Consider the following 23,363-nt stretch of genomic DNA (forward strand, 5'->3'; position numbering starts at 1 on the left):
AGCGCGGTTGCGTCTCCTCCCTACCCTCCGGGTATGGCCTATCAGCAGCCGCCCCCGCCGCCACCTGCCAGCAAGTCCGGTAACACCACGCGAATCGTGCTGATCGTCGTCGCGGTGGTGCTGGTGCTCTGCTGCCTGGGTGCCGGCCTCTTCGGATACGTGTTCTACCGGACTGTGCAGGATGCCACCGGTCCGGCCCGCGATGCGACGACGGGCTACCTGGACGATCTGCGGGAGCGCGACTACCCGGGGGCGTACGGGCGGTTGTGCACCCAGGTGCGTGCGGACATGACGGCGGAGGAGTTCGCCCGGAGGCAGTCGGCGCAGCCGACGATCACGAGCTACAAGATCGTCGGACTGAACGTGACCAACAACAACGGTCGGGTCACTGGAACCACTACCGTGCGGTTGACCCAGGAGCCTGGTGCCACCAGTACGCAGGTGTTTCCGCTGGTCAAGGAGGATGGTCAGTGGCGGATCTGCCAGTGAGCCCGGAGTTGTAGACCTTGCTGGCAGAAAAGGTTGTATCGCTCTTCCGACACCACTTGATGGCCGGTTACGGGTGTTCCCTTCGGCGCGCCTTCGTGGAAGCGTCCGACCGAGTGCCTTCCGCGTCCGGCTAGGACGACTCCGCAGCTCAGCCGGGCTTTACTGGGAGGTTCGCCAGTCGGCATGTCCGGTCCGGCTCGCCGTGCAATGCATGAAATCCCGGCCGGCGCAAGAGTAGGACGCGTGGAAATTTTTATCCGTCTTCAGTGGACGGTTCCGTAAGGAGTTGCCCCCGCCAGGCACAACGGTTGATGCCTGGTGCTGTCCCGCACCGCTTTCCTGATGGGGACCCAACGCCCAGTGGCGTTTCACAGGAGCGGTGAAGAGGGAGAGCATGGAGGCGTCGGCGCAACCCCCGTTCGTCGTGTGTGGGCCGATCGTGCGACGCGTCGACCCGGGCAGTGCCACGGTGTTCGTCGCGGTGCGTTCGGCCTGCACAGTTACCCTTACCGTCTTCGCGACGGGCCCCGGACCGGACTTCGCGCGGGGTGCCACGGTCGCCACCGCCAGCCGACCGGCGATACGACTGGGCGAGAACCTCTACGTGGTGGCGGTCCGGGCCGCCGAGGCGACGCTGACCCCGGGCACCCTCTACGGGTACGACCTGTCGTTCACCGGTAGCGCCGGAACCTGGTCCAGCCTGCTCAGCCCGGGCGCGGTTGCCGTCGACGAGGCGGCGGCCCGTACGGCACTCACCTACGTCGGTGACGCGCGGGCGTCCGGCGGGGCACCGGCCTATCCCAGCTTCGCCACCCCGCCGAGCGACCCGAACCAGTTGCGGATCTTTCACGGCTCGTGCCGCAAGCCGCACGGCGAGGGCACCGACGCACTGCCGATCCTGGACCCGATCATCGCGGCGGCCGGTGGCGACCCGGCACTGCGACCCCACCAGCTCGTGCTCGGTGGCGACCAGATCTATGCCGACGACGTCGCCGACGTGCTGCTGGCGATGATCCACGGGCACGACGCGATTCCCGCCCGGGAGGGCGTCCCCGCTGTCCCCGCCCGGCCCGGCATCGCCGACGCCCTCGGCATGCCGCCCGAGCAACTGGCCAATGGCTCTACCAGCCCGCCGGTGGACCGGCTCTTCACCCCCGGCAACCGCGCCCTCACCCTTGCCCGCGACGCCAAGTTCACCTCCACCGAGGCGGACAGCCATCTGATGTCGCTGCGCGAGTACGTCTGCATGTACCTGCTCACCTGGTCGGACCAGCTCTGGCCGACGACGTACCCGACGTTTGAGCAGGTCTTCCCCGCTGACACCCGGATCCTCGCCGACCCGCAGGGTCGCAAGCCGGGGGAGAGCGTCTACGACCTGATGCGCGCCGGTCGGGCGTACACCCCCAGCGCCCAACAGAAGAAGATCATCAAGCGGTACGTGCGCTGGCAGGAGCAGGCCATCCGGCTCAAGACCTTCCAACGTGGGCTCGGCGCGGTGCGCCGGCAACTGGCCAACGTGGCCACCTACATGATCGCCGACGACCACGAGGTCACCGACGACTGGAACATGACCAAGACCTGGGTCACCGACGCGGTGGTCAACTCGGAACTCGGCCGGCGCATCGTCCGCAACGCGATGTCCGCGTACGTGCTCTTCCAGGCCTGGGGCAACACCCCGGAGCAGTACGCCACCGAGGGCACCGCCGGCCAGTCCGGCCGGGAACTGCTCGCCGCCCTGCAGGGCTGGCTCAGCGCGCCCAACGCCGCCGACGACCAGAAGTTGCGGGACCGGCTGGGAATGCCGACCGAGATCACCAAGGCCGGCCGGATGGCCCGCCCAGCCGGCGCGGTCACCTACCACTTCACCGTCACCTGGCCGAAGTTCCAACTCGTCGCCCTCGACACCCGTACCTGGCGGGAGTTCTCCGCCCCACCGGAACGTCCGGACGCCCCACCGAACCCCGGTGGGCTGCTCTACTCCGACCAGCCGCTCAACGAGATGCTCACCGGCGGCGGGGTGCTCGACGACGAATCGGTGACCGTGGTCGCCCAACCCGTCGCGCTCTTCGGCATGCCGCTGCTGGAACAGGTGGCGCAGCCGCTGGCCAAGGGCTTCGCCGGCCGCTACGAGGCGGACAACGAGGACGCCTGGGTGACCAGCGACGCCGCGCTGCACAAGCTGATCGCCCGGTTGCTCTCCGCCGCCCCGGCCGGCGCGGACGGGGTACGCCGTCGCCGGGTGGTGATGCTCGGCGGCGACATCCACTTCGGCTCCGCCGAACGGATCCGCTACTCGGCGACCCTGCCGTACGCCTGCGGCCCGGACCCGGCCGCGCCCTTCGAGGGAGTCAACCGGACCGAGGGGGTGATCGCCGGCTTCGTCTCCAGCGCATTACACAACGAGGTGGACAAGACCCGCTGGCTGCACGACTTCGGCTACGTGCCGTTCCTGGACATCCTCGGCCGGATCGACCTGGTGGGCTGGGCGAACGAGACGAAGAAGGAGGAGGGCAAGCGGTTCCAGGCCGGGGTGCAGGTCACCGTCGGGGCCGACGCGGCGACCGGCTGGTGGACCTCCGGCCGGCCAGCGGTCAGTGACGTCGACGGGTTGAAGCTGCTCACCCGGGCACCGGAGTGGGCGCTCAACGTCCAGTTCGTCCACCACGACGAGGCCGACCCGCAGGTGCAGCGCGGCGGTACGCCGGAGACCGTCGTCGACCCGGCCGGGCTGCCCCGGAACGAGGCGTTGGCGCAGTACCTGGCCGCCGCCCGCAACCTTGACGGATATCTCGGCAAGTGGGGCAACGGCAAGGAGATCGTCGGCGTCAACAACCTCGGCGAGGTCACCTTCGAATGGCCGACCGGGGAGTGCAAGAAGGCCACCCAGCGGCTCTGGTGGCGGCTGCCGGACGAGGAGCGGGCCGCCGCGCTGACCACGTACACCGTGGACCTGTCGTACGGTTGCTCGCTGCTGGTCACCCCGCCCTACGGCGGGTACGTGCTCCGCTACGGCGACCGGGACGCCAGCGGTACGACCAAGGCCCGCTACGACGCTGTCGAGCGCCCGGCCAACCTGGTCACCGACACCTGGGTGGCGAAGCTTCAGGCCGACCTGGCCACGCTGGGTTTCACCACGGCCGGTGCCACCAGCGGCGAGTACGGCGTCCGGACGTACTGGGCGGTGCGCGAGTTCCAGACCTACGCCCGCGCCGAACGGGCCGCCCACGAACCGGAAGGGCGCACCGACACCCGCTACTCCGACCGGCTCGAACCGGTGGACGTGCCCGAGGCGGAACGCTATCTGGGGCCGATCAGCGGGGTGGCCGACCTGGCTACCCAGGTTGCCATCAAGCACTGGCTGACCAAGCGTTGGCGCTGCCCGGTGGTGGTCGAGTCGTGGCAGGTCGCCGGAGGAACCCCGCAGCGCCTGGCCGCCGCCAACGTCTGGGCGTCGGACGAGGTCGTCGCCGCCGACCAGCGGCTCTACTCCCGGGTGGTGACCGGCCGACCGGCCGACGCCGGACCCGCCCCGACCAGCCAGCCGGAACTGATCCCACTCGGCCGGTACGCCACCTGGCCCACCTCGGCCCAGTGGGCTGGTCCGGTCGGCGAGCCGGTATCCGAACTGCTGCCGGAGGCGCTGATCCCGCCGCTGCCGGAGCAGACCGTCGGCCCGTCCCTGGCCAAGCTCGCCACCGACCTGGCCAGCAGCGACACCACCGTCGCCGAACGGGCCGCCCGGCAGGTCTCCACCTTCAAGGTGCTGCGCGCGGTCGCCGAGAACACCCAGCCCGCCTCCGCCGGAGCGTACTTCGACACGATCGTCGCCAACGAGCCGACCATTCTGCGGATTGGCCCGTTCGGCTGGCGCGGGGACGGACCCCGCAACGCCCCGGTGAACCTGCCGCCCCGGCCCGACTGGCGCACCGATCCCGGGCAGTGGTGGGCCTACCTGGCCTATCTGCGCGGGGTCGACCGGGACGCGTACGACGCGTTGGGCGGCACGGCCGGCATCTCGGCAGTGCCCGGCTGGGGCAAGGACGGCGCCGGACTGCTCTATCCCGACCTGCGGGTGCTGCGGGCCCGGCCGGCGCTCAGCGACAGCACCGGCGGCTCGGGCGACGCCGTGGAGAGCGTCTTCGAACTGTACGACCTGCGCGGCTGGCACTTCGTGCACCGGTTCACCCTCGGGCTGCGGGCCCATCCCGGGGTGCGGCGGGGGATGTGGAGCTTTGCCCGGCAGGGACTGCACGACCTGCTCAGCACCGCCTGGGACTCGCCCGACCCGACCCGTACGCTCACTGTGCCGGACGTGCCCGGGGCGGACGGCAACCCGCGCCGGGTGCGCTTCGGGGACCTGTTCACCTCGGAACGTTCGGTGGCGCACCTGGCCTGCTGGCAGTCGTACCGCGCCCACCAGTTGGTCGCCCTCGGGCCGCCCAATGCCGGGGAACTGGCCGAGCACCGGGGCGTGCCCCGGGCAAGCACCGAACTGCACCGGGTGCTGTCCATTGCCCGCACCCTGGGGCCGGATTTCTCCGGGCCGCCCACCGGCTGGACCGACGCGCACGAGACCGCGCTGATCACGGCGATCAGCCAGGTCACGGTGGCCGACACCGAGCTGACCGCGGCGCTGGCCGCACTGTCGACCTGGCCGTCCTGGCCGACCGGGCGCAACTACACGCTGCCGGTGGCGGCGCTGCCCGCCGCCGAGCAGACCCTCTCGGTCACCCGTGGGTCGATGCGCCTGGACACCAGCGACCTGCCCCGGGTCACCGCGTGAGCCCGGCCCGCCACCACCGCCCGCGTACGGAAGGAGCCCTGGTCGCATGAGCGACGAGGAAGAGCGCAAGAACTTCTTCACCCAGCTCTGGGGGGAGGCCCAGCTTCTCGCCGAGCCGGTGCTCGGGGCGTACGACCCGTGGCGGCGGGCCCGGCTGATGCGGGCCCTGGGCTGGGACCTGGAGGCGATCAGCGGGGTCGACGCCCGCGCGTTCGAGGAGTGGGTCGGCAAGATCGGACCCGCCCTGGATTCCCTCACCGAGGCGCTGGCCGATCTGAAACTGGACTCGCTCGCCAACGTCATCAAGATCGGTGAGGCGTTCGGTGCGGCGTACGGACAGATCAGTGCCCTGCCCCCGGCGGTGGAGGGCAAACTGCCCGACCTCGACGGGCTGCCCGAGCAGTTGGCCGACGACCTGCTCGACTACCTGCTCCTGACCTACCTGAACCGTCGGGTCCCGTGGACGGTGCCGCTGCTGGCGCTGCTCGGCCTGGTCACCCCGGCCGCAGAGCTGCCGCCGAGCCTGCCGATGCCGCCCGGCGACGCGCCGATCCGGCTGCCCCGCCGCCGGGACGAGCTGCACCTGGACCGGATCGTCGATCTGATCGCCACGCCAAAGGAATACTTCAAGGCCCGGTACGCCCCGGCCGGCTGGGACACCCCCGAGGGGGTGGAGCTGATGGCGGCCCGGCTGCTGCCCCGGCTGGCCCACGTGCTGCGGGCGCTCGGGGTGGACGCCGCGCAGGGCGTACGGCCGGGGGTCGGGCCGGACCAGGGCGAGGCGGGACTGCGGCTGGCCGACAGCCTGTTGCGGGTGCGCTTCTCCGGGCTGCGTACCCCCAGCGGCGAAGCGCCCCCGGCGGGCCTGGCCGCCGCAGCCTGGCAGCCCACCTTCGGGGTCGGGCTGACCCTGGGGTTGGCCTCCTGGGACGGGCTGCTCACCGCCATCGTGACCCCCACCGGTGAGGTCAACCTGACCGGTTCGTTCGGCTCCTGGAACGTGGCCACCGAACTGGCCGGGGCCGGGCCGGCGATCGCCATCAACTCCAATGGCGTCGACGTCGCCGGTGGCTCTCCGTCGTTGAAGTTTGCCGCCGAGATTGCCCGCATCGCCCCCGAGGGGCAGGCCGGGTGGGTCTTCGGTGCCACCGACGGCACCCACCTGGCCGTCGGGCAGGTGGTCCTGACCGCGCGGGCGGCGCTCGGCACCGGACGCGACGACCTGGAGTTCACGCTCCGGGCCGGGCGGGCCGAACTGGTGGTCAAGGCCGGTGACGGGGACGGCCTGCTGGCCAAGCTGCTGCCCGCCGACGGCCTGCGGCTCGCCTTCGAGTTGGGCGTCGGCTGGTCACTGCGGGCCGGACTGCACCTGGCCGGGGCGGCGGCGTTGGCCGCCGACTATCCGATGCACCTGTCCCTGTGGGGCATCCACCTGGAGGGCCTGCGCATCGCGCTGGCGGCGGACAGCCGTACCAAGCAGGTGAGCCTGGTCGTGAGCACCAGCATCCGGGCCGAACTCGGGCCGCTGCACGCCACTGTGGACCACATCGGCGTACGGGCCGACCTGACCTTCCCGCCCGCCGTGCCGGCGGGCGCGGGTGACGAGGGCCGGACCGGCAACCTCGGCGTGGCCGACCTGACCCCCCGGTTCAAGATGCCCGACGGGGTGGGGCTGCGCATCGACAACGGCTTCGTCTCCGGCGGCGGCTACCTCTTCGTCGACGAAGCGCGCGGCATGTACGCCGGGGCGCTGCAACTGGGCATCGCCACCAAGAGCGGTATCGCCCCGATGCGGGGCTTCCAACTCCAGACCGTCGCGGTGCTCAACACCCGCAACACCGACGGCAGTCGGCTCACCGAGGCCGACGGTGGCAAGACCTTCTCCCTACTGGTGGTCGGTACCTTCCAGTGGTTCCCGGGGCTGATGCTGTTCTGGGGCATCTCCATCACCGGACTGGGCCTGGTCGTCGGCTACAACCGGCGCAGCAACCCGGACGAGGTCCGCAACGCCGCCCGCGCCGGCACCCTGGACGCCCTGCTCTTTCCGGAGGACGTCGTCGGCCGGGCTCCGGCGGTGATCGCCACGCTCAGCCGGATCTTCCCGGTGGACACCACCGGCACAGTGGTTGGGGCGATGGTCCGGCTGAACTTCCTCTCCGGGCAGGTGGTCGCCGACCTGGCCGTCCTGGTCGAGTTCCCCGACCCGGTACGGATCCTGCTGCTCGGCAAGCTGGTGATCGACTTCAGGGACGCGGGCAAGCTGCGGCTCGACTCGGCCGGCATCGTCGACTTCGCCCGCAAGGAGATCACCCTCGACGCCGCGCTGATCGACTCGAAGCTCTTCGGTCGGCCCGTCTCCGGCGAGATGGCGATGCGTGCCCGGTGGGGCGCGAAGAAGACGTTCGCGCTCGCCATCGGTGGCTTCCACCCCCGGTTCCCGGCCCCGGCCGGGTTCCCGACGGTCAAACGGTTCAACCTCTCGCTGCGCAAGAGCGGCAAGGGACTGAACCTGGAGGCGTACCTCGCCGTCACCAGCAACACCGCCCAGTTCGGCGCGCAACTGCTCGTCCACTTCGAGGGCGGCGGCTTCGTCATCGACGGCCGGGCCTGGCTGGACGTGATGTTCCAGTTCAAGCCGTTCTGGTTCAGCGTCGAGATCGGCGCCACGGTGTCGCTGAAGTACAAGGGCACCGAACTGCTCGCAATCCACCTGTTCATCGCCCTGAGCGGTCCCGGACCGTGGCGGGCCAAGGGCGAGGCGCGGATCAAGTTCCTGTTCTGGGAAGCATCGGCGAAGTTCGACTGGACCGACGACGCCGGCCACAGCCACGTCCACGAACCCGTGTACGTCAGCGCCGCCGAGCTGGTCGAGGCGGCACTGACCGGCCAGGACGCCTGGGACGCGGGCCCGGCGGTGACCGGGGCCGAGCCGGTTAGCCTACGGGCGATCGAGGCGGGGGAGGCGCTACTGCTGTCGCCCGGCATGCTGCTTGGGGTACGGGAGAACGTCGTCCCGCTCGACGTCGAGCTACAGCGCATCGGCACCTCCCGGATCCGGGGCGCGAACCGGTTCACCCTCACCGACGTGCACGTCGGCCACGGCGACGGTGCGGTTCGGGGCACGTTGGGCACGGAACTCGTCGACGACTTCGCCCCCGGCCAGTTCCGCGACCTCACGCCCGAGGAACAGATGGTCACGCCGGGCTTCGAGCGCCTGGCGGCCGGTCGTACGGTGCAGCTGCCCGACGGCACCACCCTCCCGGACACGGGCAGCACGGTCTTCGTTGGCCTCTCCGGCGACGAGGCGTACGACCGGGTCATCATCGACGATCCGGACGACGCCGGCCGCCCGATGCCGGCCCAGCCGGCTGCTTTGGCCCGCCACGGTGGCCCGGACCCGGGTGCCCTGCTGGCGCGTTTCGCGGCCACCGGTCCGGCCGCCAACGCCCGTACCCGGACCGCGGGCGCATCCCGTTTCACCGGTGCCACGCTCGGGCTGACCGATGCCGGACCGTCCTGGGTGCCCGCCCACGCCGCCCGCCGGCACGCTCCGGTCGCCCACCGCCACGCGTTGGCCGAGAACCGTCACGGCCCGGCCGACAACCTCGATGCCCGCTTCGCTCCGGTCGCTGCGGCGACCGCGACCGAGGCTGCGGCGACAGCTCCCCGCGGTGACCGCGCCGCCCGGATCCGCCGGGTCGCCGTCGCCGTACCACGCCCGACCATCGCGCTCGCCGAGCCGCGAGAGAGGTACTGACATGGGTGGTCTCCGGTTTCTTCCCTGGGTCCGCGAGGGCCTCACCCGGGTGATCTCCACTCCCGATCCGCTCACCGGGGCGCTGCCCAGCGCCCGCGCCGAGTTGTCCCTGTCGGTCACCGCACAGGGCCGAGACACCAGTACCGACGAGGTCTCCGACATCGTCGGTACGACCACCGGCCTGCTGTACGGGCCGGGCGACGTTACCGGCATCGACGCGCAGCAGGTCATCCGGAGCTGCCCGGCCCCCGGTGCGGAGAACGCCGACGTCACCCTCTTCGCCGCCGTCGAGTTCGACCGGCCCGACCTGCCCTGGCTCTACACCCCGGCCAGCCCCGACGAGCAGGGCCGGTTGCGCCCCTGGCTGGTGCTGGTGGTGGTGCCGGTCGCCCCGGACCGCGACACGGTGACGACCGTGCCCGGCCAGGCCCTGGCCCGGCTGGCCACCACCGTCGGGGAACTACCCACGCTCGGCGAGTCCTGGGCCTGGGCGCACGCGCAGGTGCTGCTCACCACCGAGACCGAGGACGTTTCGAAGGTGATCACAGGCGCGCCGGAGCGTACGCTCTCTCGGCTGATCTGCCCGCGTCGGCTCGCCGCCGACGTGGACTACGTCGCGGCGGTGGTGCCCGCCTTCGCCGCGGGGGTAGCGGCCGGACTGGGCCTGCCGGTGGACGACGCCGGCCCGCTGGTCCCCGCCTGGGGACCGGACACCCCGTACTCCACTCCCGACAGTCGGATCATCCTGCCGATCTACCACCACTGGACGTTCCGCACCGGGCCGGACGGTGACTTCGAGTCGCTGTCCCGTCGGCTGCGCGCCCGGCCGCTCCCCGCCGACGTGGGCCGTCGCCCGGTCGACATCGCGGCGGCCGGCGGTGGACTGCCCGAGATCGAACCGGCCGGTGTCGAGGGGCGGTCCGTGCTGGCCTTCGAAGGGGCCCTCGCCTCACCCAGCATGCTGCCCAGCGTCTGGGACCCGGCGGTCGCCGACCCCTGGCAGGCCACCATGCGTAGCCTGCTGGAGCACGCCGACGACCGGCTCACCCCGCCCCTCTACGGCGAGGTGCACCTCCAGGAGGGACGGGTGCCGCCGCCCGGCGAGCAGCCACTGTGGTTGGCCGGACTGAACCTGGATCCCCGCTACCGGGCCGCCGCCGCGCTCGGCACCCAGGTGGTGCAGAAACACCAGGAGGAGCTGGCCGCCGCCGCGTGGGAACGCGCCGCCCAGGTGCGCGAGATCAACGAGCAACTGCGTCGGGGACAGGCCGCCCGGGACGCCGCCGAGGCGCTCTTCGCCAAGCGGATCGACCCGGCGGCCCCCGGCCGGGCACTGCGCGACGACCAACTGGTCGCCCTGACCCAACCGGTGCACGACCTGGTCACCCCGCCCGCCCCGGGTGCCCTGGCCGGGCCCCGCGCCCAACGGACCGCCGATGTCACACGGGCCGCAGCCGACGCAGGGGCCGGGGTCAACGCCGCATCCCCGGCGCTGGACGAGGTGCTCGACGGCAACACCGGAGCCAAGGCCGCGACCTCCCCGGCGTTCCGCCGGCTCGCCCGCCCCCGGGGCCCGTTGGCCCGACGGCTGCGGCCCACCGGCGCGGCCCCCGCCCCGCTGCCCCGACTGGCCGCCGGCACCAGTCCGGTGCCCGCCGCCCGCATCCCGGCCGGCGGCACCGTCTTCGACACGCTGGTCCCGCCCGGCCAGGGCATCGGTTCACTGACCCGGGCCGCGATCGAGGCCGCCGCCCGTAACCCGTGGTGGCACACCTCCGGCGGACAGGGGCTTGCCGCCGGGGCGTACCCGACAGCCGCCGGGTTAGCCGCAGCGACCGGATTGGCCGCTGTGACCGGGTTGGCTGCGGCCGCCGACGACCCGGTCACCACCCTGGCCAGCAACGGCGGTGACCTGCTCGGCACCGACCGATTCTTCGTCGCCGCCGCCGACGGACGGCTCTTCGAACGCCGCCGGCTGGACGGGGTCTGGGTGTGGCGAGACCATGGCACCCCGCCCGGCACCTGGGTCGCCACCTCCGGCTCCACCATCGCCCCCGACCGGGTGTACGTCCGGGGCCGCGACAGCCGCCTCTGGGAACGTCGCTACGACGGCGACCGGTGGGTGTGGAACGACTGCGGCGCGCCCGGCGGTGGCCTGGCCAGCCGGCCCAACACCGCCGGCAACGATGTGTACGTGCTCGGCCGGGACGGCAGCCTGCACCGCTTCGACAGCGTCGGCCGGAGCTGGGCCTCGCTCGGCGCACCGCAACTCAACCAGTACGAGCGGCTGTGGGGCTCGCCGCGCCCGTACCCCGAAGGGGTGTTCGTGGCGACCTCGGGAAACCGGCTCTTCGTCCACGCCGGAGGTGGCTGGAGTCAGGTTGGCGCGGGCCAGGACCCGCCGATCTGGGGTTCGCCCGCGTCGTACCACGGGTTCAGCTCGTCCGGTCGGACCGGTTTCGCCTACCTGACCCCGACCGGGGAACTGGTGACGAAGTTCAGCTACCAGAACGGCTCCATCAACCACGGCCGGCCCGGCCCGGTGCCGCCGCTGCCACCGAACATGCGGATCGTGTCGTTGGCGCAGCAGACCGCGCAGATCGCCACCGACGAGGAAACCGACATGCTGGTGCTGGCGCACCCCGAGGGCAACCCCTCGGACCTGCGCCTGTTCGGCCGCTACGAGCACTACCACGACCTGCACGAGATCTACTACTGGTACTGGCACGAGATCGGGCGGCCCGCCAACGGGCTCGCCCCGCACCGGCCGGGACCGGTCACCGGGGACGAGCGTGACGGGGAAGTCTTCGTCAAGACTGCCGACGGGCGACTTGCCGCGCTTTCCTGGGGATACCGGGGCTACGGCTGGGTCGACCACGGCACCCCGGCCGACCCGCGTGGTACCGGTCGGGACGACGCCCCGGCCCCCGCCGACCGTCGGTTCGTGCCCCGGGTCGGCCTGCTCTCCTCACTGCTCGTCTCGTACACGGTGGACGAGGGGGCGGGCAGCCGCATCCGGTGCCAGCTCGGGCACAACGTCGGCGAGGACGGCGCGCTGCGAGAGAACGACCTCACCACGGCGGTTGCCGGCCCGTTCAGCACGGTGCGGGCGCGCGCCACCGCCACCACCGTGACCGGGCTGCTCACCGCCGACGGGCGGCTGCACCTGATCGCGGTGGCGGTGCTCACCGGCGGCCGACTTGCCTACTGGGTGGGGCGCACTGTGGACGCGTCCGGTACGGCCACCGGCGGCTGGACCGGCCCGTACGAGCTGGTCGACCCGATCAGCCCGTACGCCAGCGCGGTCGACGTCACCGTCGCCGACTTGGACGGGGACGGCCGCCCCGAACTCGTCATCGGGTACGCGGTCAGCAGCCCGGACCCCGTCGTCAACCGGGTGCTCTACCGGGTCGGGTGGGGGCTGGACGACACCGGCCAGGTCACCCGGGGGTGGAGCGACTCGTTCACCACGCCGTACACCTTCAACGAAATCCACTCGCTCGGGGTGGAGGTCGTCGACATGACCGGCGACCATGTACCCGACCTGCTGGTCTTCGTGGCTGGCCGGGCTGTCGGCGGTGCGCAGGTGGCCCGCTACTTCACCGGGCGAGGGATCAACCGACGCGGCCGGGTCGCTGACAGCGCCTGGACCGGCCCACTCGGGGTGCCCGACCAGGCGGCGGTCGCCTCGGGTACCGGCGCCGGGATCGCCGTCGCGGACATCACCGGCACCCGCCGCCCCGACCTGGTCGTCGTATACCGCTCGGCCACCAACGGCCTGCGCTGCCAGGTCGCGTTCGACCTGGACGAGGCGGGCAGCCCGGCGTACTGGAGTCCGATCCTGATCGTCCGGGGTGCGGCCGACACCAGCACCGGCCGGGGCTGTGCGGTGAGCATCGCGGACCTGCGCGCCGACCTGGTCGCCGACCGGGGCCGGATGGGCGACGCGTTCATGGCCGCCGCCGCCAACCACCAGGGGCGGCTCGCTCCCGCCCAGGCGCTGGCCCACGACGACCAGCCGGCCCAGGTCGAACTTGGCCCGGCGGCGAACGCGGTGCGCGGCACCGTCGAACCGGAGTTCGCGGTGACCGGCGAGGTGCTCGCCGGGCTCAGCGTCGACGGCCGACCGCTGGTGCGGGCGGTGCCGGACACCGGGGACCCGATGCGCCGGCTGCTGGCCGGGGTGACCTTCGACGTCCCGGCGTACGAGCTGCTGCGTGCGCTCTCCCAGGAGAATGTCGTGCCGAACCTGCCGGCCGTAGCACCGGAGACGATGACCGCGTTGGCCGCCAACCCCCGCTTCATCGAGGCGTTCCTGGTGGGGCTCAACCACGAGATGAGCCGGGAGATGCTGTGGCGGGAGTTCCCGGCCGACCCGAAGCAGACCTGGTTCCGCCAGTTCTGGGACGTACGGGGTGCGATGTCGGCCGGCGCGCCGCTGACCGACATCCCGCCGCTCACCGACGAGGCGTGGCGCAGCGGACCGCTGGGCACCCACCTCACCGCCGTCGGTGCGCCGGGCGAGCAGTCGTTGGTACTGGTGATCCGGGGTGAGGTGCTGCGCCGCTTCCCGTCCACCATCGTCACCATGCGCCGGGCCCGGTGGACCGGCCCGCAGGAGCGGGAGACCACCGGCGACGACATCCTGCCGATCTTCAACGCCTGGCTCTCGCCGGATCTGCTGCTCTTCGGTTTTCCGTTCACCGCCGAGGTCGCCCGGGGCGCAGCCACCGAGGCGGCCGGCGATCCGGGTTACTTCTTCGTCCTCCGCGAGCAGCCGACCGCGCCCCGCTTCGGGCTGGACCTGGAACCGGAGGAGTGGACCCCGCCGGAGGCACCGCCGCCGTGGGCCGGGGAGCACTGGGACGACCTGCACTGGGGAGACCTGCCCTCCGGTGTCCGGTTCCTCTCCCCGTACGCGCCGGGAATGCCCAGCGACCCGGTGGACGGTGCGGTCTTCGGTCGTACCGCCGCCGACATGGCCCGGGTGGCCCTGCAACGTCCCGTCATGCTCGCCCGTCACGCCAGTGACCTGCTACTACCGCCGGAGCCACGATGACCCTGCCACTGGCCGATGCCCTGCCACAGACCCCGTGGACGCTCTCCACCTGGTATCCGGTGGTGCTGTTGCCGGTCCGACTGGAGACCCGGTTCGACCAGGCCACCCTGAAGATCCGGGTGTATCCCGACCAGATCCACATCGACGACCACGAGCCCGGCCTCACCGCCGAGGAGGAGGCCGCCGGGCGGACGTACTGGGGCGACCCGGCAGACGACACCGCCGGCCCCGCCACCGGTGATGGCCCGGCGCGAACCACGGTGGCCCCCGACGATACCGCCTGGGCCGAGCTGGTCCGCCGCTTCGGCGAGCAGCGGGCCGGCTGGATCGCCCGGGTGATGGAACCGGACCCGACCGCCGGCGACTTCCCGGACCCGCTGGACCGGCCGGGTCCGTGGTGCGACCCGGCCCGGGTACGGCTGCTGCCCAATCAGTGGATCGCCGTCGGTCGGACCAGCACTGGGCTGCTCTTCTCCGGCACCTCCGGCTCGGTGACCCGGGACCTGGCCGCCGGCCTCACCCCGATCCGCCCCGACCAGCCCCCGACCGGTACTCCGCTCGACGAGCTGCCGCCGGAGTCCGTACCGGTCGACGACGGCATGCGCTGGATGGTCGACTACGCCGTCGCCCAGGCGGTCGGGATGGCGTTCCCGGTCACTGTGCCGACGGACAGCGCGGGCCGACCGCTGCCGATCGCCCGGCTGCTCGTTTTCGGGGTCGACGCGCAGCGCACCCCCGACCTCTCCGCGCAGGCGCTGGGCCGGCTCCTGGAGGCGCATGCCGCCACCGATGGGTTGGCCTTCCTGCCCCCGGGCACCCCCACCAACAACACCGAGACGGTGACCGTCACGCCCCGGCCCCCGGTCGCCCCGGTTACCGGCCAGGACACCGGCCCGACCGACTCGGAGAGCGCCGCCGCGTTGGCCGCCGCTGGGCTGGCCGTGTCGCTTACCGCCGACGGCACCGACCTGCTGACCGCCACCCGCCGCCGGGCGACCCGGGCCAACGCACCCACCAGCCTGGCCCGGGCCGCCCACGCCGACCGGAGCGAACGCCGCGTCGAGCGGCGGGTACGGCGTGCGCTGTGGCCGGCCACCCTCGGCGGTACGCTGCGGCACCTGCTGCCCGTCGCCACCCCCGCCGAGCAGGAGCAGATTCGGGAGCATTTCGTCGCGCACGTGCACTCCGAAGGGCCGCTGCCGACCCTGCGGATCGGCAGTCAGCCGTACGGGCTGCTCCCGGTGGCGGCCCTGCGCACCTGGCAGCCGACGGGCACCGGCGAGCAGCGGGCAGTGACCGTACTGCGCAACCTGTGGCAGCGGGTCTGGCTGACCTCCCCGGTGCCCCGGGTACGCCCCGGACTGGCCGATCCGGAGAAGACGATGGTGGAGATCCTGGCCACCGATGCCCGGGTGCTGGAGGTGCGGGCCCGCAGCATGCTCGGCAACGAGTACGTCAGCTGGCTGTGGCGGTTCGCCCGGCTCGATCTCGGCCCACAGTGGCGGCAGCAGGTCGTCGAACCGGGTCGGGCCCTGCTGACCGCCCTCGGCCTGGGCGGCAGCACCGATCCGCGGCTGTCCCTGGCGGTCTTCGCCAAGGAAGCGTTCGCGCTCGGCACCCCGATGCTCGACGGGCCAGCCGCAGATGGAGTCGGCGCGGACGAGGCCGACCCGGTACGGGTGCACGCGTACCTCACCGCGCTGGCCGCCGTCGGGCTTACCGGAGACAGTGTCCCGGCCGCCCCGGTCGGCGACGGGCCGGTGCCACTGTTCTACCGGCTGCTGCGGGCGGCTCTGATCGCCGAACACTCGGCGGCGGCGGACGCCTTCGCCACCGCCGCCGGGCTGCCCTCGGCCCGCGAGATCCCCGAACCCGAACTGGTCGACGTCCGGCCTCGGGAGCTGACCGCCACCCTCCGGCGGCGGCTGACGGTCGTGGTGCCCGACTCGGGTGGCCAGACCGTCGGGGCGTACCTGGCCACCCCGCAGCCGGCCGACCCTCGGCAGGCTGCGGCCACCGCCGACCTGGCCGAGTTCCGTTCGGCACTGACAGAACTGGCCGAGGCGCTGTGCCCGCCCGAGCCGCCGTCGGGCGAGCCGCCCGTGCCACCGCTGCCCCCGGCCGACCTCCAGCGTTACCTGGCCGGGACGCTCGGCCTGACCGCGCACCGGCTGGACGCCTGGATCACCTCGCTGGCCACGGTACGACTCGACCGGACGCTCGCCGACCGTCCCGCCGACCTGCCCGCCGGGGTGCACGTCGGGGCGTACGGGTGGGTGACCGACCTGACCCCGGCCCCGCCACCGGCCCGGGTCGCCCGCCCGGAGCACGTACCGGCGACCGCCGCCGGTGCCACCCTGGTCGCGGCACCGGACGGGGCCGGACACGTGCACGCCCCGTCGGCGGCGCAGGCAGTCACCGCAGCGGTGCTGCGCAGCGCTTGGCGCTCGCACGGCGGCGGGGACGACAACCCGGTCGCGGTGGACCTCTCCTCCCGGCGGGTACGCCTCGCCGAGCAGATCCTCGACGGGATGCGTTCCGGCCAGTCCCTCGGTGCGCTGCTGGGCTACCGGTTCGAGCGGGGTCTGCACGACCATCCGCAGGGCCCGCTCGACCAGTACCTGCCGCTGTTCCGGCGACTTGCCCCGCTGCGCGCCCACCGGGTGGACGCCACCGAGGACGGCGGCACCGAGATCACGCCGACGGTCGAGTCGGCCGTCGTCACCGACGGGCTCGAACTGCACCGGCTGCACCAGGCCGGTGCGCTCGTCCCGGAACTGGACCGGCTGCCCGGCCCGGCCCGGGCCGCCGTGACCGAGGTGCTGCACGGCCTCGCCGACAGCGCCGATGCGGTGGGCGACGTGCTGCTCGCCGAGGGGGTGCACCAACTCGCCGTCGGCGACATGAACCGCGCCGCCGCCGCGGTGGACGTCATCTCGGGGGCCGCCACCAGCCCACCGCAGCTGCACGTCACCCGTACGCCCAACAGTGGCGTGCCGGTCACCCATCGGGTGATGGTGTTGTTCAACCTGGACAGCCGTTTCGACCGCCTGCGTACGGACTGGCCGGCGGCCCGCCACGAGCGGCCTCGGATCGTCGGCGCGGCGGCCGACGCCCTCGTTTCGGCGCTGCTGCCACCGGCGAAGCGGGTGTTCTGGCGGATGCGCTGGCACGCCCCGGACGGCCTGGTGGCCACCCCCTATGTCGAGGCGAGCCTGGATGCCCTGCAGATCCCGGCCATCGACCTGGTCACCGCGCCACCGCATCCGGCCGCGCCGGACGACGCGGATCTGGACCGGCAGCTCGAACTGCTCGCCTGGGAGCGGTTCGCACCGGCCGAGGTGACCCGGCAGTGGCGGCTCGAACTGGACTACGACCACCGCCCGGGGGATCGGGGCGACCGGGTCAGCCTGGCCGAGTTCCTGCACACCGCTACCGCTTTGCGGGACCTGCTGGGCCGGGGCCGGCAGGTGCTCGCCGCCGACCTGAGCGACGATCCGGGGCTCGCCCCGCAGTACGACCCGGTCACCCGGGCCGAGGCCGACGAACTGTGGCAGGCCGCCCGTACCGTGGCCGAGAACCTGGCGGCGGCCGGCTCGCCCGACGACCCGGGGTGGGACGAGGACGCCGTACGAACGCTGCTGCGGCCTGCCGTGGGGTTCGGGGTGGTCGGCGCGGTGCCGCCGCTGCCCAGCCCTGCGGAATCCGGGGAGCCAGCGGCCGCGCAGCGGTCTGCGGCGGCAGCGGCCGAGTCGGGTGAGCCCGGGGCCGCGGTGGCCGAGGCCGCCGGTAACGCCGCCGCCGAGTTGACCCGCCGACTGGCCGCGCACTGTCGGCTGGTGGCACAGCGGGTGGGGCGTACGCCGTGCCCGGCCGGGGCCTGCGGCTGCCGCCCCGACATCGAGTTCGACGATCCGACCACCCCACCGGAGCAGCGTCGGGAGTTCCAGGTTTCCCGGATCCGGGCGCTGCTCGGCAACGACATGCCGGTCCTGTCACGCACCTGGGCACCGCAGCCGGCCGTCCTGTCGGCGGTGCTCGGGGCCAGTGACGTGCTCCAAGGCTCGCCGCACGCGGTGCGCCACTGGCTGGCCCGGTACGGCCGGGTCCGCCCCGCCGTGGGTCGGTTGCAGGAGGTGCTCACCTACGCGGAGGCGCTGGACGCCGGCGGCACGGTCAAGCTTCCTTTGCGGATACGGGTGGCGCAACTGCCGTACCAGGTGGGGGACCGGTGGGTGGGCAACGCCCCACCACGACCGGAGACCGAGCCGCTGTCGATGGTCGTGGTCTCCCTCGGCGAGCTGGACCTCAGCCGGCCGGTGCACGGCCTGCTGGTGGACGAGTGGAGCGAGGTGGTCCCGGCCGGTCGGGCGCAGACCGGCCTCACCTTCGAGTACGACGCACCGGCTGCCGCCGCCCCGCAGGCGATCCTGCTCGCGGTGCCGGCCGACGGCGCACCGACCTGGCAGCCTGCCTCGCTCGCCCAGACGCTGGAGGAGTCCCTGGACCTGGCGATCGCTCGGGCGGTCGACGTCGACTCCCTGGGGGACGCCGGTCAGTTCCTGCCGGCCACCTACCTACCCACCAACGTCGCCGAATCCGCGACGACCACGGACTTCGTTCCGGACGCGGCGGTGCCGCCGGCCGGGTTGCAGGAGGGCAGATGAGCACCGACCAGTTGGCGGCCGGCGCACCGGTGGCGGATGGTGCCGAGCCGTCCGTGACGACCTGGACCCGGTTGGAGCCACGCACCCGGCGGGGGGACATGAGCCCGTCGCTGGAGGCGCGCACCGCCGACCCGCTGTGGCTGCTGGCCCGGCAGTGGCAGCTCGGCGAGTTCACCGGGGAGGACGCCGGTACCCCGGTGGCCGCCCGGGTGCACGCCGAGGTGGCCGCGTTCACCCGGTACCGGCCCGGTGGAAGCTCCGGCAGCACGGTGCCCATGCCGTCCGGCGTACCGCTGGAGGCGCTGGTCGAGCGGGAGACCGCGGCCACCGCCGACGACCTGCGGTTCGCGGCCGAGACAGGGCAGCATTTTCTGCGCTTGCTCGCCGCCGCCGGGGCCGGATCACTGACCTCGGCGATCATCGACCGCTACCCGATTCCGGAGGTACCAGCGGACGCGCCGTCGGCGACCGATCCGGCCACCGCCGGCTACCTGCGGCTGGTGGCTGGCCGGGTGCCGCATGGCGACCAGGTGTTGCGGGCCTGCGCCGACGGCTCGTTCCTGACCGAGGTGGAGGTACCGGCGGCGCTGCTGGAGACGGTGCGGACGGTGATCGCCGAGTGGCTTGCCTGGCTGGGGGTGCCGGCCCGGCCGGCGGGCCCGCCCGCCGGCTACCTGCTGCAACTGCCGGCGGTGATCTCACCCGGGGTCGATCCCCGGCCGCAGACGCCGCCGTGGCCGGCGGCGGAGTTCCACCCGGTGATCAGCACCCCGGGTCTGGAGGGCAGCGCCTGGCAGCGGGAACGGCTGGAGTACGAGTTCGCCATCGGTGCCGCCGGTTCGGCCGGCGAGGTGGTCCTCACCGCCCACGAGTACGACGGCGACCGGCTGGACTGGTACCACTTCGACCACGAGCCGGGCGAGACGTTGCAGAGCGTGGCCGCGGTCGAGGACGTCGTCCGGATCACTCTGCCCACGCCGGTGAGCTACGCCGGGATGCCGGCGATCCGGTTCTGGGAGATGGAGGACTCCCGGGTCAACCTGGCCCAGATCGGGGCGAGCGCCGGTGACCTGGCCCGGATGTTCCTGTTGGAGTACGGCCTGGTCTACGCCAACGACCACTTCCTTGTTCCGCTGGAACTGCCGGTCGGCTCCGCGACCCGGATCCGGTCGTTGATCGTGACCGACACCTTTGGTGGGCAGACCCTGGTGCCACCGGCCCCCGGGGGCCGGGGCTGGGCGTTGTTCCGCCCCGCCAACAGGGCGACCGGTGGCCTCGACGGTGTCGGGTCTGATGGTCCCGCCGACGTGCTGGTGCTGCCGGCCACGGTCGCGGCGACCACGGATTCCGAGCCGGTGGAGGAGGTGCGGTTCGGGCGGGACGAGATGGCGAACCTCGCCTGGGCGATCGAGCGGACGGTGACCGGTGCGACCGGCCGGGGGATCGACCGGACCGCCCAGGTGGGCCGGGCTGCCGTACCGCAGCGGCCAGCGGTGCCGCCGGCTGTCGACCCGGTAACCGGGCAGCCGGTGCCCGTGCCGGATGCCTCGTACGCCTTCGCCACCACCGTGCCGGAGAACTGGGTGCCGCTGCTGCCCACACCCTTCGAGGGTGACCCGACCTCGGTACGACTGCACCGCGTGCCGTTGCAGCAGCCGACCCGCGACGGGGAGCCGGTCGCGGTGACCGGTCACAGCCGGGTGCTGGACTGGCGGCCTCGCTCCGGCGGCACCGAACTGGTCGAGCTGGCCATCCCGGAGGAGGAGGTGCCGCGCGCCGGGGCCCGAGTGGTTCGCCAGTGGCAACTGGCCCGGTGGACCGACGGCTCGGTGCATCTCTGGCTCGGCCGAGCGAAGCACACCGGCGGCGGGGAAGCCTCCAGCGGTTTGCGTTACGACGTCGTGGAGCCCCGGTGAACCGGCCCATTCCTCTTCTTCTGACCACCCACCCGTACTCGCGGAGACGACGATGACGATCACCTGGAAGAACGGTTCGCCGCTGCCGATGGCCCGGCCCCGCTACTACGACCACCAGTACCTGCGCGCCGCCGACCTGGCCCAGGCGGTCGACTATCTACTGGCCCGGCAGAACCTGGTCGCCCGGCTGCTGCACCCGGTGGGTGTGGTCAAAGGGCTGACGCTCACCCCGACCGGCAGCGACATCACCGTCGGCGAGGGCGTGGCCGTCGACACCGACGGCTCGGTCATCGTGGTGCCGGAGGACCGGCGGGTCGCCCTGACCGCCGACGGCACGTTCTACGTGTCGTTGCGCTACCGGGAGTGGCTCACCGACCGCCGGGACGAGGGCGGGGTAGCGGCGGAGACCCGCTGGACCGAGGAGGGGCAGGTCGAGGTGACGACGACCCGGCCGGACGATCCGAACCGGTCCGTCGTACTCGGTCGGGTCACCCGTAACCAGGGTGTGGTCACCGTGGACAACACCGACCGGGTGGTGGCCGGCCTGCGGGTGCCGGTCGGCGCGATCGTTCCCGCGATCGGCAACTCCCGGCAGGCCGGGATCCAGTTCCCCAGCGACCCCGGAGGTGGCACCGGCGACGAGGCGTTCATCCGCTATTTCGCCACCTCGGGTGAGAACACCGTGCTGCGTCTCGGGGTCGGCAACGAGGCCGAGGACGCCATCGACTTCTACCAGGCCGGTGCGAACCGGCTGCGGATCAGTCGTTCGATGCTGCAACTGGGCAGCCTGGACGGCGGTACTGTCGTCGCCGACCAGGTGGTGGCCGGGCTTGGCTTCTGGGGACCGGGAGCGCAGCACGCGCAGTTGTCGTTCCGCGCCGGCCGGGGCTTCGAGCTGGTCGACCGCAGCAACGACGGGCCCAGCCTGGACTACGGGTTGCACAGCCGGGCGTACACCGATCTGGAGTTGCGGGAGCTGCGGGCCGCCACGGTACGGGGTCGGGGCGGGCTGGGTCTGGTTACCGACGGCACGATGACCGTCCGGTCGGCCGGCGGCCTGCACCTGATCAAGGAGGCCGGGGCCAGCGGTGACCTGAGTGTGCAGGGCAACCTGGCGGTCGGCGGTGATGTCTACCTGGCCGGTAGCCGCTATGTCACCGCCAACGGCCGGATGCACCTCAACGGTTCGGAGCGGCTCTATCTGCTCAACCACAGTGGCGTCTACATCGGCTATGGGGGCGGCGCCGGCCCGGAGACGGGCTGCCTCTGGGTGGAGAACCGGGGCTTCATCGGCGGCAACGCGCAGATCAACGGCACCCTCGGGGTGCGGGTGAGCCCGAACTCGCTGCCCGACTGGAGCGGCGGCGGGATCGGCACCTTCGACATGTTCGTCTCCGGGGCGCTCTACGCCGGTCCGCTCGGCGGGCCGTACCCCGTCGCGATCGACGCCGCCGGGCGGATCCAGGGCAAGACCAAGCAGTTCGTCATCGACCACCCGTTGGACGATCCGGCGGACCCGAACCGTCGGGTGCTCGTCCACGCCGCGGTGGAAGGTCCGGAGAACGGCGTCTACTACCGGGGCGAGGGGCGGCTCGTCGACGGGGCGGCCACCGTCGAACTGCCCACCTACTTCGAGGCGTTGACCCTCCCGGAGGGCCGTACTGTCCAGCTCACCCCGGTCTTCGAGGATGACGAGCCGGTGTCGCCGCTGGCGGCGTCGCGGGTCGCAGCCGGCGAGTTCCGGGTACGCACCGCCGACGGTTCGAAGGCATCGCATGCCTTCTACTGGCAGGTCTTCGCAGTCCGGGCCGACCTGGAACCGCTGGAAACCGAGGTGTCGGCTGCGACGATCCAGTCGCGTCGGGCGGCACCGCCGAGCGAGACGGCCGGTCTCAGTCTCGCGCCGGACCTCACCATCTGAGCCCGAGACGGTGCTTTTTGCATGACAGTGTTACGGCCGTATCCCGCAAACCGGAGGGGTGCGGCCGTGGCACATGGTCAACTCAGCACGCCGGCCAGGGCGCCGGTGAGTGCGGCGTCGAACGGGTCAGAGGGGTTGCCGTCGGGTGTGCTGGCGGAGAGCAGGGTGGTGATCCGGGGGTGGTTGCCTTCGGTGGCCACATGACGCAGGTAGGCGGACTGGCGTCGGGTGTCGGGCGTGGCGGTGGTCAGTTCGTTTTGGACGAACAGTGCGGTCAGTCCGTTCATGAGGGCGAAGGCTTCGAGTTTGCGGGCGGGGTCGGCCGGATGGTCGGCCAGTACGTCGAGTACATGCTCAAGTAGGTCGATTCCCCGTGGGCCGAGGGTGGGGCGGGTGATGACCAGGGTCGGCAGCCAGGGGTGACGTCGCATGATTTGCCGTGCCTGATGGGCAATTGCCAGCAGATCGGCCTGCCAGTCGCCGGTGGGGGTGGGCCGATCGTATTCGGCCGCAACGCTGTCGGTCATCAGGTCGAGCAGGTCGTCGCGGGTGGCCACGTAGCGATAGAGCGAGGCGGCGCCGGTGCCCAGAGCTGCGGCGACGCGACGCATGGAGACGGCCTCCAGGCCCTCTCGGTCGGCCACTTTCACCGCGGCAGCGGTGATCTCGACGCGACTGCGCTCAGCCGGACGTCCGACCAATGCCTGCTCCGGTCGCATCCAGATCATCGATTCGGGCTGTCCTGCCATTGCTTCCTCCTTGAGTGCCGAC

8 protein-coding genes are annotated in these 23,363 nt (G+C 72.4%); 7 read left to right on the plus strand and 1 reads right to left on the minus strand.

All coding sequences use genetic code 11. The annotated features are described in order from the left end of the window. Positions 1-33 precede the first annotated feature (33 nt). The 7 genes from ACWDV4_RS20710 (at position 34) to ACWDV4_RS20740 (ending at position 22,592) form a co-directional block, all read left to right on the plus strand. Positions 34-489: an Rv0361 family membrane protein gene (locus ACWDV4_RS20710; RefSeq protein WP_449981227.1), complete on the plus strand. Its 456-nt coding sequence runs from the start codon at positions 34-36 to the stop codon at positions 487-489. Between the two features lie 379 nt (positions 490-868). Then, positions 869-5,272 carry a peptidoglycan-binding protein gene (locus ACWDV4_RS20715; protein WP_449981229.1) on the plus strand — a complete coding sequence of 1,468 codons (4,404 nt, stop codon included), beginning with the start codon at positions 869-871 and terminating at the stop codon, positions 5,270-5,272. Between the two features lie 46 nt (positions 5,273-5,318). After that, the gene (locus ACWDV4_RS20720; protein WP_449981231.1) at positions 5,319-9,029 is read left to right on the plus strand and encodes a DUF6603 domain-containing protein; all 3,711 of its coding nucleotides are present in this window, start codon (positions 5,319-5,321) and stop codon (positions 9,027-9,029) included. 1 nt (position 9,030) lies between these two features. Further along, positions 9,031-14,088 (plus strand): hypothetical protein, encoded by a 5,058-nt coding sequence (locus ACWDV4_RS20725; protein ID WP_449981233.1) that lies wholly within the window; start codon positions 9,031-9,033, stop codon positions 14,086-14,088. Next, the gene (locus ACWDV4_RS20730) at positions 14,085-18,755 is read left to right on the plus strand and encodes a hypothetical protein (RefSeq protein WP_449981235.1); all 4,671 of its coding nucleotides are present in this window, start codon (positions 14,085-14,087) and stop codon (positions 18,753-18,755) included. The genes ACWDV4_RS20725 and ACWDV4_RS20730 overlap by 4 nt, the downstream gene beginning before the upstream one ends. After that, positions 18,752-20,671 carry a hypothetical protein gene (locus ACWDV4_RS20735; RefSeq protein ID WP_449981237.1) on the plus strand — a complete coding sequence of 640 codons (1,920 nt, stop codon included), beginning with the start codon at positions 18,752-18,754 and terminating at the stop codon, positions 20,669-20,671. Before ACWDV4_RS20730 ends, ACWDV4_RS20735 begins: the two co-directional genes overlap by 4 nt. A gap of 52 nt (positions 20,672-20,723) precedes the next feature. Then, positions 20,724-22,592, plus strand: a complete 1,869-nt coding sequence (locus ACWDV4_RS20740; protein ID WP_449981239.1) for a hypothetical protein — start codon at positions 20,724-20,726, stop codon at positions 22,590-22,592. Positions 22,593-22,669: 77 nt separating this feature from the next. On the opposite strand, the gene ACWDV4_RS20745 is transcribed toward ACWDV4_RS20740, so the two are convergent. Beyond that, the gene (locus ACWDV4_RS20745; RefSeq protein WP_449981240.1) at positions 22,670-23,341 is read right to left on the minus strand and encodes a TetR/AcrR family transcriptional regulator; all 672 of its coding nucleotides are present in this window, start codon (positions 23,339-23,341) and stop codon (positions 22,670-22,672) included. Positions 23,342-23,363 lie beyond the last annotated feature (22 nt).

Source organism: Micromonospora sp. NPDC003197 (assembly GCF_053590565.1).